Below are 13765 nucleotides of genomic sequence, written 5' to 3' on the forward strand. Positions count from 1 at the left end.
TTAATCCTTTAAAACTTCTTTTATAATATTTGCTAAGCATTCTAATTGATTAGGTAAAACGCTCCTTAAATCAATTATTATGCTATCTTTATCATAATTAGCTACTACGCCTTTATTTAAAAGTTCGTTTATTTTGCATTTATTAGCCTTAATTTTTAAGGCATAGCCGCTTAGTAATTTTTCAGGCATTGAGCCACCCCCTACTAGGCTTTTGCTCTCTATGATTTCGCCAAAATTTATTAGCTCTTGCAAGGTTTTTGCTTTGTTTAAAACTTGAGATTTTGTATCATTTAATAAAGCTAAGCTTGGTAGATTTGCATAGTCTTTATTTAAATAATTTTTAACAGCTTTTGTAAGTATCAATAAGCTAGTTTTATTTAGCCTAAACATTCTTAAAAGCTGATTTTTGCGTAATTTTTCAATTAGTTCTTTTTTACCTAAAATAATTCCTGCTTGAGTGCTAGAAAACAATTTATCCCCACTAAATGAAACCAAGCTAATACCTTTAGATATTAGGCTTTTTACACTAGGTTCATCTTTTAAACTATCATTTATTAAATCCACATAGCCACTACCTAAATCATAATAAAATATTTTTTCATTTTTACAAGCTAAATCATTTAGGCTAATCGCATCTACTTCTTGGCTAAATCCACCGATATAAAAGTTTGATTTATGAGTTTTTAAAATCATTTTTGCATTGTTTAATTCGGCTTCATAATCGCTCATCTTAGTCTTGTTAGTAGTCCCTACTTCAATAAGCCTTGCTCCACTTTCACGCATCACATCGCTTACTCTAAATCCCCCACCAATTTCTACTAGCTCGGCTCTACTTGTAATTACACCTTCGTTTTTACCTAAAGTATTTAATACTAAAAACACAGCAGCAGCGTTATTATTTACCACAAGTGCATCTTCGCAACCAAAAAGCATTTTTAAATAAAATATGAGATTTTCATCTCTTTTACCCCTTGCATTGCTTTCTAAATCAAATTCTAAATTAATATTATTAGTATGAAAAGCCTTTAATTCATCATAATCACTCTCGCTCATTAAAGCACGACCAAGATTTGTATGAAGCACCACACCAGTAGCATTTATCAATGCTCTTGGCTCTTTTAATAGCCTTTTATTAATTCTTTCATTAAGCTCTTTGAGTATCATCTCGTAACTTTGCTCTTTATTAGTAGCTCTTAGTTCATTTATTAATTCTTTAGCCAAAAAGCTAACTAAAAAACTAGGTTTATCATTAAAGGCATTAATTAATTTTGATATTTGTGGTAGCATTTTAAAATCCTTAAATATTTTTTAAAATACTAGCAAGGAAAGGTAAAAATGAAAGAATTTGCATATTTAAAAAAGGCTGATTTTATAGATGATTTAGGCAAAAATATAGCCGTTATAAATAGCCCTACTAGTGAGAAATTTCTAATAGCAAATGATAAGGCTTTAAACGCTTTAATCTATGCTCCTGAAATTGATTTTTATATAAAAAACTCAAGTGCTTTTAATAATGAAAAATTAGAAAAATTATATGAAGCAAGAGCTATTAATTATGATTATTCAAGTGAGATTAATTTATATGCGAATATTGATAAAAGAATTTGCATATTATTTGATGATAAAGATTTAAAAAATAAATTAATAGATAATGGTTATAAGGCTGTTTGTGTTAGTGAATTTGAGTTTGTTTATGGTGGGATTGGCTCACTTGTAGTAGTTACTAAAGAAGGCGAATTAGATTGTGATTTAGCTATTTCACAAACAAAACTAAACAATCACGCAGTATTAATAAATCATGAAAATATATTGCAGGATTTAAATTCTTTAACGGGTAAAATTAGCTTTACAAGAAAGATTGAGTTTAATTCAAGTTTATGCCAATTAGACGGGCGTAGGAGTGAGCATTGTGGTTGGTGCGTTGAGGCCTGTCCTAGCGTGGCTTTAAGCACTGATGATAAAAAAATCATAATAAGCGAAATTGATTGTATTAATTGTGCAAAATGCGTAAGCGTATGTCCTACTAATGCACTTGAGTTTTGTGAGTTTAATAAAGATTGCATAAAAGAAATTAGCAAAATCTATGAAAACGAGCAAATAATAATAACTCAAAATTATGATAATGATTTTAATATAAAGCATTTTTTACCATTTAATATACCTTTTGATTTATTAGATGAATTAATACTTTTACATTTAATAAACACAAGTGGTAAAAGCATTGCAATAGTTGGAGATATTAGCGAATTTTTAGCCGAAAAAATCAACTTAGTAAATGATATTTGCAAGGCAATCACAGGAAAAATAGCCATATATGTAAATGCAAATTTAGATGAAATTCCAAATGAATTGATAAAAGAATTTAAATCAAGCGAAAGTAATTTTAGATTAAATAAAAGAGAGCTTTTTGGCTTAAAAATCTCTTCTATGTTAAATAATTTAGATAAAGGCGTAATCACTGCTAAAAATTATGCAAAAATTAGCATAAATGAAAGCACTTGCACCCTTTGTGCTTCTTGTGCTGGGGCTTGTAATACGAACGCAATTTTAGCCGATAGTAAAGAAAACGCTATTAAATTTAACGCATCATTATGCACAAGTTGTGGATATTGTATAAATTCTTGTGCTGAAAAAGATACTATTTTTATACAAAATGATATTTTAGAACTAAATCCGATTAGCTTTACTCATAAAACTTTAGCTAAAGATGAATTGTTTGCTTGTATTGAGTGTGGTAAAGAATTTGCTACTAAAAAATCAATTGATAAAATAGCTGGTATTTTAGGGGCTGCTTTTAGCTATGATGTTACGAAAAAATATTCGCTTTATTGCTGTGCTGATTGTAAGGCTAAGATAATGATGCTAAAACAAGCTCAAGTTTTTGATGATACAAATAGTTTTTTTGCACCACTTGAAGAAAAATTAAATAAATTTTTGAAAGGTTAAAATGAACGAAGAATTAAATATAACTAGGTCATATTTTTACGAATTTTGTGCTAGAGCAATTAGCTTTATGAATAATGATGATTTTAATACTTTAAGAGAACAAGCTAAGTTTTTTTATGATAATTTAGATGATTTAAAAGATGATTTTAAAGTAATTTTAGATACTGATTATGCAGCTTATAAAGATGAGCAAAATGCTGTTTTTTATGATTTTTCTTATGTAAATGTGCCTACTGATGCTAGTTTTTATGATGAAGGGCGTGATAATGGCAAAATGAGAATAATTGCAACAGGAATTTTAAAAAGAGCTAATTTAATCAAAAACACAAATCTTAGCGATAATGAAGATAGTATGAATTTTTTATTTTATCTAGGTAGTGTTTTATGCAAAAATAATGATGAATTATGTCAGGAGCTATTTTCAAGAATTATTAATGAAGTTGTAGATGAGTTTTGTGAAAAACTACAAACTCATAAAAACTCAAAAATATTTACTCACATTGCAAATATCATATCTTATTTAATACAAATTGAAAGGGCATTTTATAGTGTAAATGCACCTGCTAAAAAAGAATCGGTTGCAGATAAAGCATTGCAAAGAATACCTTATGAACCAAGACTTCCAACCGAGTTTTCAAAAATCAATATGAGTGAGCTAACTAGCTTTAAAGAAAATATAGAATAAGTTTTATAAAGGAATAAAATGAAGATAATGTTTGTATGTTTAGGCAATATTTGTCGCTCTCCTATGGCTGAGTTTATTATGAAAGACTTATGCAAAAATAAAGAATTTAAAATAACAAGTTCAGGAACAGCAGGTTATCACGATGGAGAAGATATGCATATAGGCACGAAAAAACTTTTAAAAAATAAAAATATTGAATGCGATAATTTCGTATCAAAAAAACTCACAAAAAAATTATGCCAAGAATATGATTTAATCCTTACTATGGACGAGAGTAATTATAAAGATGTTTTAAATAATTTTTATGAGTTTAAAGACAAAGTAAAACCAATATGTTCTTATTGTGATTTAGGATATAAAAATGTGCCTGACCCTTGGTATACAAATAATTTTGATGAAGTTTATATGATTTTAAATAATGCTTGTAAAAATATCCTAAAAGAAATTGAAAATAATAAGATTTAGCTAAAAACTAAATCTTATCTAAATATCTGAAATGTAAAAAACTCTGATTTGTATTCATCATTCATTTTCTCATATTGTGATATAGCTGATTCATAATTTTTTGCTTCGTGATAAAGTAAAGCTAAAGCCAATCTTGATTCAAGATTGCTTGGATTTTTTACACGAGATAGCTCAAGTAAGGCTATAGCTGAATTATTATGCCCTGCTCCAATAGCTGCAACACTAGCTAAAAATAAAATATCAGAATCTTCAATATGATAATCATCAATCAAACTATTATAAATTGCAAAACTCTCTTCAAATTCATTAGCATAAATATCTATATAAGCAAGCGCTTTTAAAGCTCCTATGTCTTCATTAGTTTTTAAATATTGCTTTAATTTTTCTCTTTCTTGTTGTAAAAGACCTGAAATCTGCATTAATTTTACATAGTTATACCCTACTATTTTAGCACCACCAAATAATGAGCGATAATCTAATTTTTTATTAAGAAAATACATTTGAACATCTTTAGCATAGGCTTTTACATCTTTTTTATTATTTTTTAAAGAAAAATATAAAATATTTGCAATTATGTCATTATCACTTAAGTCTATTAAAACTTTTGATTTATCTATCATCTTATCGTAATCATTTTGCATATAAAATCCAAGAATTTCTAAACTAATATTACTAATATTATTTGTATTAGTTTGGTTCAAAAAACCTTGCATATTTACATAATCTTTTTTCTTAATTGAAAGTAATGCTAAATAATAATTTCTATCTTTTTCATCTTCAACATAATTTAAATTATATTGTAAATCTTGCTCTAATTTCGTAGTATCATCATATAACAAATCCGAACAAAATAAAGCATAAATTCCTGCTCTTAAATCCTTAGGGTCTAAATGATAACTAGCTAAAAAGTGTTTTTTTGCTAAATCATATTTGCCTAAGAGTGCATATGCTAAACCTAAATCATATTGCAAAATACTATGCTGTGGATAAAGCTTTACTAATTCTTCTAATAACTCACTAGCACTCTTTATATCATAACTAAAAGCATAATTTAAAGCTTTTGTAATTTGTATATTTATCTTTGATAAAGTTTGACTATTTTTAAGATAATTTGAGCTTTTATCTAAATCATCTAAGTAAATATTAACATTTGCCTTATTTATCATTTTAGTCGCACTTGTCGCATCAAATACTTTAAAAGGCGAAAAATAAAATATCAAATCATATTTTTGTTGCTTTGAATCTATAAAGGTTTTTTCATAAGTATGTTGAGCGTAATTTATATCAAATATCCTATCATCTATGGTTGTTTTGACATTATAACTTGACTTAAGCCACTCTAAATCATTTTTTTCTAATTCTTTTAAAAACCTTGAAGCTTCTTGATATTCTGCTAATTTTATATCAACTAAAGCTAAAGCTAATTTTGTCTCTTTTGGTTTTATTCTTTTTTCAAGTGCATTTTTTAAATAAAATCTTGCTTTGTTATATTCAGCATTTCTTGCATAAAGTAATCCTAAAGATAAATTTTTATCATAAGAATCTTGTAAATTAATCTCTCTTATAGAATCAGAACTTTTATTAAATGAGCTTAATATTTTTGCTCTTAAATATCTTGCGTCGTTTTGATAAAGTGGATGGATTTGTTTATTTAATGCTTGTAAAGCTTCAGGATAAAATCCTTTATAAAAATTCACTAAACCTAAGTAATAATAATAAAGGCTTGAGTTTTTTTCATTACTTAAATAAGAATATGCTAAATCTATATAATATTTAAATTCTTTATCTTTTTGTAATTTTAAAGCACAAACAGCAGCATTTAAAGCAGCCACCGTGTTATTTTCATTATTTTCTAAAGCCTTTTGAAAACTCTCTAAAGCTCCTTTATAGTTTGCTTGTTTCATTCTTGAAACTCCTAAATTATAATGCGAAAAACTCTCATTATATTTAGCTATATTTTCATATATTTTTAAAGCTTCACTTTTGTTTCCACTCTCATATAAAGCATTGGCTTTTGCCACCATTAAATCTAATTTTTGGCTTTTAAATTGTTGAATGCTTATTTTTGGTTCTATTAGCTCATTTTGCTCAACTTTAATTTCTTTTGACTTATCTTGAGTAAAAATTAAAAAAAGTAAAACTACTAATAAAATAATAATAAGTAAAGAAAGTCCAGCGATTAAAATTATACTTTTTTTGCTGAACTTACTTTGTTTTACTGGAAGAGTATTTCCTTCTTCAATAACAATTACTTGTTCTTCTGCCATACTTTATCTTACATATATTTTTGTAATACTTCAGGTATTGCTATTGTGCCATCTTCTCTTTGATAATTTTCCATAATAGCTACTAAAGTCCTACCTACTGCAAGGCTTGAACCATTTAGTGTATGAGCTAATTTGTTTTTACCATTTTCATCTTTATATCTTATTTTTGCGCGTCTTGCTTGAAAATCATAGCAATTACTAACAGAGCTAATTTCACGATATTTATTTTGTGCTGGTAGCCACACTTCTAAATCAACGGTTTTTCCTGCACTAAAGCCCAAATCCCCACTACAAAGCATTAAATGTCTATGAGCTAAACCTAAGCTTGTTAATAAATCACTTGCGCAACTAAGCATATCTTCAAATACTTTATCGCTATCTTCTTGAGTGCTAATGCTTACAAGTTCAACTTTTCCGAATTGGTGTTGGCGGATAATTCCTTTTGTATCACGCCCTGCACTTCCTGCTTCTTTTCTAAAACAAGGTGAATAGCAAGTCATTTTGATAGGCAATTCATTTAAAGCTATAATTTCATCATTATATAGATTTGTTACACTAACTTCACTTGTAGGGATTAAATACAATTCTTCTCCATCAATTTTGAATAAATCATCTTTAAATTTAGGCAATTGTCCTGTGCCAAACATAGTATTAGCATTTACAATATAAGGAGTATTTACAAACTCAAATCCTCTTGAGCGGTTAAAATCTATCATATAATTATATAATGCTCTTTCAAGTCTTGCACCTTCACCGCGTAAAGCTACAAAACGACTTTTAGCAACTTTTACACCACGCTCAAAATCAAGCCAACCAAGTGCCACACCTAAATCATGATGGTCTTTTGGAGTGAAATTAAATGTTGGTGGAGTTAATACCTTTTTAATCTCTACATTTTCTTCTTCATCATTTCCAATAGGCACACAATCAGCTATTAAATTTGGAATACAAGCTGCAATTTCATTTAATTTAGCTTCACTTACGCTTACTTTTTCATTTAATTCAGCTATTTTTTTCTTATTTTCATCTAAAGACTTTTTAAGCTCACTTATATCTTCTCCTGATTTTGCTTTAAGTCCCATTTCTTTTGAGAATTTGTTTTGAAAACTTTGGGCGTTTTCTAATTCTATTTTTAACGCTTTTGTATCATTGTAGCTATCTAATAAACTTTTTAAAACTCCATCATCTACTTTTTTTGCTTTTAATTTTTGATTAAAAACTTCATAATTTTCTTCAATTTTTCTTAAATCTATCATAATTTCTCCTTATAAACTTAAAGCTTTATAAACTTGTTGCATTTTATTTTGCGCTAATATACTAGCTTTTTTTGCACCATCGTTTAATATATCAGCAATTTCTTTACCTTGCAATAATCTTTCATACTCACTTCTAGCCTTGTCAAAATACTCCCAAATAACATCACATAAATACAATTTAAAATGCCCGTATCCTTCTCCACCTTTTTCATACCTTGCACGAAGACTTGCTAAATCATTTTCATCTAAAAATAATTCAGCAATTTTATATATATTACAATTTTTCCAATCCTTAGGCTCTTCAATAGGAGTGCTATCGCTTACTATTTTATTTACTTGTTTTTTAAGTTGTTTATAACTTGTGAAAATATCAATAGTATTGCCATAACTTTTACTCATTTTAGCACCATCTGTGCCTACTATTGTTTGAGTATTTTCATCAACTAATGCTTCAGGGATAGTAAATACATTTCCAAATTCATTATTAAATTTAATTGCAATATCTCTTGTAATTTCTAGGTGTTGAATTTGGTCTTTTCCAACAGGAACTAATGGTGCATCAAACAATAAAATATCAGCCGCCATTAAAACAGGATATGAAAATAAGCCGTGATTTGCACTAAGACCTTTTGCTATTTTATCCTTATATGAATGTGCTCTTTCAAGTAATCCCATAGGAGTAAATTGCGATAGTATCCAATAAAGTTCTAAGACTTCTTTAACATCACTTTGTAAATAAAATATACTTTTATTTGGATTTAATCCTAAAGCTAAAAATGCAGCTGCTGCTTTATTAATATTATCTTTAAAATTACTAGCTGTTTTTTTATCCTTTAAAATACTTGTCATAGCGTGATAATTTGCAATAAACATTATCATTTCATTATCATTTTGTCTTTTCATCATTGGAGCTATTGCTCCAAAATAATTGCCTATATGCAAATCCCCACTTGGCTGAAGTCCTGTAAAAATTCTCATTTGTTCTCCATATCTTTACTTGTAATTTAAAATTTATGCTTAATATAGAGCAAAAAAATTAATAAAGGAGCTTAAATGCTATATGATTTAGTAGTAATAGGTGCAGGTCCAGCAGGAATTGCAAGTGCTTATGAAGCACATAAAAATGGTTTAAAAAATGTTTTATTAATAGAAAAAGCAGCAGAGAATTGTCAAACTTTTAGAACTTATTATAAAGATGGAAAAAGAGTTGATAAAGTTTATAATAAAATTGATATTCCAAACTTAGGAAATATACCTTTTGAAGATGGAACAAAAGAAAGCTCATTAGAATTATTTACAAGCCTTTGCGATGGTTCTTTTGAAGTAATGTTTTCAAATGAAGTTGAGAAAATCAAGCAAGTTGATGGAAATTTAGTTGTATATTCAAGTAAAGGCGAATTTAAAACAAAAAATGCAGTAATTTCAATCGGTAGAATGGGAAAACCAAATAAACCAAGTTATAAACTACCTTCAAAATTAAGTAAAGTTATCAATTTTAACGCAAACGATGCTAAAGAAAATGAAAAAATCTTAGTAGTTGGTGGTGGTAATAGTGCTGTTGAATACGCTGTTGATTTAAGCAAAAAAGCAAATGTTACATTATGCTATAGAAGAGCTGAATTTAGTAGAATTAATGAAATAAATCATAAAAATGTATATGAAGCAAAACTTACTTTAAAATTAGCAACTGATATTAGCGAAGTAAATGAAGTAGATAACAAACCTGAAGTTACTTATACTAATGGTGAAAAAGAGATTTTTGATAGGATAATTTATGGAATTGGTGGCTCTACTCCAGTTGATTTTCTAACAAATAGTGGAATAGAAATTGATGAAAAAGGCGTTCCTACTTTTGATACTAATATGCAAAGTAATGTTAAAAATATTTTCGTAGCAGGAGATATTGCTAGTAAAAATGGAGAAAGCATAATAACTGCTTTAAATCACGCTAAAAAAATTGCTGATTATATTATTAAGGGTTAAGCTTGGCTAAGAAGAATTTAACACTATATAGCTTAGGTGCTTGTGCTGTTATTTTAGGTGGAATTTATTTTGTAATTCCATCTAAAGACACAAAAACAAACCAAACACCAATAAAACCACAAGTAAAAATAGAGCAAAAACAACAAACAAAACAAGTGCAATTGCCAAAACTTGAAGAACAAAACTATAAGATATTAAATGATAGAATTGTAAAGCTTACAAAGCAAATAGAAAGCTTAAAAAATAGCAATACCAAAGCCAATGAAATAGAAAATCTATATCAAGAAATTGAAAAATTAAAAATACAAAACGAACAATTAGAAACTAAGAATAATGAATTAGTTCATCGTTTAAATAACGAAAGTTTATTAGTAAATGAAAATAGCAAAAACTCATATCAGCAAATGATAGATAAGCTAAATGAAGATTTAGCAAATTATAAAAGCGAAAATGATAGTTTAAAATTAAGCTTAAATGATAAAGAAAACGCTGTTAAAAATCTAAATTCTTTACTAGGAACTCTTAGTAATCAAAAACAAATGGACGAATTTGAACACGATAATTTAGCAAGAAAATTGCAAGATGAATTAGATAAAGCAAATGCAAAAATCATAGCAAATCAAAAAAATTATACAGATGTGGTTAAAGAAAATGATATTTTAAAACAAAGAGTAAAAAATCTAGGGAATTTAGAAAGTGTAAATGCTGAATTAAGTAAAGTAAATAATGAACTTAACTTAAAAAATCTTGAATTAAGTAAAGAAATAAAAGCAGCAAGCAAGCTAAATGATGAATTAAAAAGCAATAATAATTCTGATTTTGTAAAGCTTAATTTGGATAATAAAAATCTCCAAGCAAAATTAGATGATGCTAAAACTTCAATATTAAAACTAAATCAAGTTAAAAATGATTTGGAACAAAAATTAGATAATTTAAAAAATATTGAAAAACAAAGAGATGAATTAAAAAATGAAGTTTTTCAGGCAAAACTAGAACTTGAAAAATCTAAAAACGAACAAACTAAAGTGATTAAGGATTTAAGTGATAAAAGCCAAAATTCACTTGATAATCTTACAAAAGAGCTAAATAAAGTTAATGAATCTAATGCTAAATTACAAGATAAAAATACAAAAAATGAAATAGCATTAAAAGATATGCAACTAAAAAATAAAGAACTAGAATTAGACTCAAAGAAAAAAGAAAAAGATTTAAGTGAAACAATAGCAAAACTTCAAAAAATTGATGAGCAATTAAAAGCAAGTAGTGCAAATAATATGGATTTAAAAACAAAATTAGATAATTTACAAAAAGAAAAAATAGAATTAACCACGCAATTAAATAAAATTAATAATGAGTTTTTAAACTATAAAAACGATAGCTTAAGTAATAAACAAAACGATGTTAAAGACTTGAATAATAAACTTTACGAAAGTTCAAAAGCTTATGATGAGCTAAATGTAAAATATATTGCTTTAAAAGAAGAATATGCGGCTAAAGAACTAGATAATAATAAAGCAAAACAAGAAAACAAAACACTTTTAGATGAAATTGAACAACTAAAATTAACTATTAGTAAGGATACAAATTCTGAAAGAGTTTTAGCCTTAGAAGAAGAAAAAGATAAGCTATTAAAACAGCTAAATGAAATAAATATCAAAACTTTAAATAACTATAATCAAGAAAATAGCGAACTAATAGCAAAAAAAGAAAAAATTCAAGAATTAGAAAAAAAACTTGAATTAGCTCAAAAAGGAAGTTCGTTAAATACAAATAGTTTAAAACTACAAGATACTTTTGTTTGTGATGATATAAAATCAGGAGTAATTGGACTTAGTAAAACTTGCTCGCTTGAACTTGATAAATTCTTAGCAAAATATAATCAAAATTATTTATATGAGATAACTCCTATAATTGATGATAGTGGCTTTAAGAGTTTAAGTGCTATTGATGGAGTTCATATGGCTAGCAAAGAAGTGCAAAGATTAACTCGCTTAGCTAATTTTGGATTATCAAAAGATAGAACAAAAAGTGCTGCAAGTTATATAAAATCAAAAATTCCTAATGCACTAATTAGCTCAAGTTTAGAGCCTGAATACTCAAAAGACAATAAAAAAGGCTTTATTTTAAGAGTTTATAAATGATAATTTATCAATATAAAAACGGCTATCGCTACAATAGTGATAGCATAATTTTATATGATTTTATAAATAAAGATAAGCTTAAAGGAATAGGACTTGATATTGGTGCTGGAAGTGGAATTTTAAGCCTATTATTAAGCGAAAATAAAAATATAAAAATAGATGCAATTGATATTCAAGAAGAAAATGTAAAACTATGCAAAAAAAATTATGAAAAAAATAATCTTGATTATAAAGTAATTTTAGGTGATATTAAAGATTATAAAGTTTATAATTATTATGATTTTATAATCTCTAATCCACCATTTTATTCTAAAATGCAAGCACAAAATAAGCATTTAAATATTTCAAGACATATTGATTTTTTGCCACTTGAAATATTGTTAAAAAGTGCTGATAAATTATTAAAACCAAAAGGTTTTTTATATTTTTGTTATGATGCTAAAAAAATTGATTTAATATTTGAAACCTTAAAAAATACGAATTTAAAATGCGAAATAATAAGATTTATTCACACAAAAGCCGAAAAACCATCAAATTTAGTATTAATTAAAGCAAGAAAATTAAGCAAAAGTGATGTGCTGATTTTGCCACCTTTAATATGTAACGATAGTAATGGCACAACAAAAGAATTTAATTCAATTTATCAAAATATCAAGGTTCAAAGTTATGATTTACAATAAAGATTACTCATATTCATTTGATGAGAGTAAATGTAGTGAGTGTGGCGGTAAGTGTTGCACGGGTGAGAGTGGTTATATATTTTTAACTAGCGATGAAATTATCCAACTAGCTAAGATAAAAAATACAACTTTTAATGATTTTGTTAATAAATATTGCATTAAAGTAGGCGTTAGGTTTAGCCTAATTGAAAAGCCATACAATAATGGCTTTGCTTGTATATTTTTTGATGAAATTAATAAAAATTGTGGAGTATATGAAGCAAGACCTATGCAATGTAGAACATTTCCGTTTTGGGAATATTTTAAAAATAACCTAAAGGAGCTTAAAAAAGAATGTATTGGGGTAAATTAATACTAATCTTATTAGCTAGTATTACTTTTGCTGATAGTATTGATGATTTGCGTTTAAACGCAATGTTAAACGAAAATAATAATGCTAAATTATCTAGCGAATCATATTTAAAATTATATGATGAAACAAAATTAAAAGCTTATTTAGAAAATGGAATAAAACAAGGTTTTATTGCTAATTTAAATATGGATAAAGCAGTAAATACTTTAAGAGATATTGATAAAGATAATAATTTAATCAAAAAACTAGATATTGTTAAATTAGTAGAACAAAAAAATTATAAACAAGCAAAAAAAGAGTATTATAAATTCATATCAAAAAACGAAGATTTTACACTAGCTAATGCTATGAGTAAGGAGCTGTTTAATCAAGGATTAAAAAAAGAAGCCTTACAAATATCTAAAGATTATTATAAAAAATATAGCAATTTATACTCATTATATTTATATATTGAAATGCTTATGGCTAACGAAAAATATAAAGATGTAGTAAAACTAACAGAAGAATTTAATAAAACCGCAGAAGAAAATAATAAAGTAGATACAGAATTAGCTCCTTTTTTATTAATGCGTTTAAATGCTTTAAAAGCTCTTAATATTTGGGAGAAAACGATTAGATTAGACCCTAAAGGCTATTCAGAACAAATATTAAAATTATTTAAAGAAAAAGATTATAAAAATATCAAAGAATATACTAAATTAGTGCCTATAAATCCTGATTATTCATTGTTTTTGTTGTATAGATTAGAAGCGCTTTATGAACTTAATAATTCTTCAGATATTGATGAGATTTTTAGCTTAGGAATGAAGCTTTATGAATTTACAAATAATAAAGATATTTTATACACAATAACTAAGAAATTATTGGAATTTAACAAGAAAAAAGAGCTTTATGAAATAGCTAATTTAGATGATGAATTAGCTTATAAAGTATATTTTAATTTAAAAGAATATAAAAAACTTAGTGAATTTTTATATCAAAAAGCAATTA

12 protein-coding genes are annotated in these 13765 nt (G+C 26.6%); 8 read left to right on the forward strand and 4 right to left on the reverse strand.

The window, feature by feature from the left end:
• Entirely contained in the window at positions 1-1287 is a 1287-nt protein-coding gene (gene selA, locus KJQ97_RS04230; RefSeq protein WP_214120050.1) for an L-seryl-tRNA(Sec) selenium transferase, read from the reverse strand.
• A 48-nt stretch (positions 1288-1335) separates the two neighbouring features.
• Between selA and KJQ97_RS04235 the strand changes: the two genes are divergently transcribed.
• The 3 genes from KJQ97_RS04235 to KJQ97_RS04245 are packed head-to-tail and all read left to right on the forward strand — an operon-like array spanning position 1336 to position 4096.
• Positions 1336-2946, forward strand: a complete 1611-nt coding sequence (locus KJQ97_RS04235) for a 4Fe-4S binding protein (RefSeq protein ID WP_214120051.1) — start codon at positions 1336-1338, stop codon at positions 2944-2946.
• 1 nt (position 2947) lies between these two features.
• Positions 2948-3631 carry a hypothetical protein gene (locus KJQ97_RS04240; RefSeq protein WP_214120052.1) on the forward strand — a complete coding sequence of 228 codons (684 nt, stop codon included), beginning with the start codon at positions 2948-2950 and terminating at the stop codon, positions 3629-3631.
• A gap of 18 nt (positions 3632-3649) precedes the next feature.
• Positions 3650-4096, forward strand: coding sequence for a low molecular weight protein-tyrosine-phosphatase (locus tag KJQ97_RS04245; protein WP_214120053.1), 447 nt, complete (start codon positions 3650-3652; stop codon positions 4094-4096).
• Positions 4097-4110: 14 nt separating this feature from the next.
• Here KJQ97_RS04245 and KJQ97_RS04250 read toward each other — a convergent pair whose 3' ends face one another.
• Genes KJQ97_RS04250 through trpS form a run of 3 tightly spaced genes read right to left on the reverse strand, consistent with a single transcriptional unit; the run spans position 4111 to position 8597 of the window.
• Positions 4111-6363, reverse strand: coding sequence for a tetratricopeptide repeat protein (locus tag KJQ97_RS04250; protein ID WP_214120054.1), 2253 nt, complete (start codon positions 6361-6363; stop codon positions 4111-4113).
• Between the two features lie 8 nt (positions 6364-6371).
• The gene (gene serS, locus KJQ97_RS04255; RefSeq protein ID WP_214120055.1) at positions 6372-7619 is read right to left on the reverse strand and encodes a serine--tRNA ligase; all 1248 of its coding nucleotides are present in this window, start codon (positions 7617-7619) and stop codon (positions 6372-6374) included.
• A 9-nt stretch (positions 7620-7628) separates the two neighbouring features.
• Positions 7629-8597 carry a tryptophan--tRNA ligase gene (trpS, locus tag KJQ97_RS04260; RefSeq protein WP_214116695.1) on the reverse strand — a complete coding sequence of 323 codons (969 nt, stop codon included), beginning with the start codon at positions 8595-8597 and terminating at the stop codon, positions 7629-7631.
• 75 nt (positions 8598-8672) lie between these two features.
• Between trpS and KJQ97_RS04265 the strand changes: the two genes are divergently transcribed.
• The 5 genes from KJQ97_RS04265 to KJQ97_RS04285 all read left to right on the forward strand — a co-directional run.
• Positions 8673-9602, forward strand: coding sequence for an NAD(P)-binding domain-containing protein (locus KJQ97_RS04265; RefSeq protein ID WP_214120056.1), 930 nt, complete (start codon positions 8673-8675; stop codon positions 9600-9602).
• Between the two features lie 2 nt (positions 9603-9604).
• Positions 9605-11743 (forward strand): coiled-coil domain-containing protein, encoded by a 2139-nt coding sequence (locus KJQ97_RS04270; protein ID WP_214116691.1) that lies wholly within the window; start codon positions 9605-9607, stop codon positions 11741-11743.
• A complete protein-coding gene (locus tag KJQ97_RS04275) occupies positions 11740-12423 on the forward strand; it encodes a tRNA1(Val) (adenine(37)-N6)-methyltransferase (RefSeq protein ID WP_214120057.1) in 684 nt (227 codons plus the stop codon). The genes KJQ97_RS04270 and KJQ97_RS04275 overlap by 4 nt, the downstream gene beginning before the upstream one ends.
• Positions 12410-12775, forward strand: a complete 366-nt coding sequence (locus KJQ97_RS04280; RefSeq protein ID WP_214116687.1) for a YkgJ family cysteine cluster protein — start codon at positions 12410-12412, stop codon at positions 12773-12775. Before KJQ97_RS04275 ends, KJQ97_RS04280 begins: the two co-directional genes overlap by 14 nt.
• Positions 12757-13765 (forward strand): tetratricopeptide repeat protein (locus tag KJQ97_RS04285; protein WP_214120058.1); only part of this gene is annotated, 1009 nt, incomplete at its 3' end. The genes KJQ97_RS04280 and KJQ97_RS04285, both read left to right, overlap by 19 nt.

It is taken from the genome of Campylobacter sp. 2018MI01 (assembly GCF_018501205.1).
GTDB lineage: Bacteria > Campylobacterota > Campylobacteria > Campylobacterales > Campylobacteraceae > Campylobacter_E.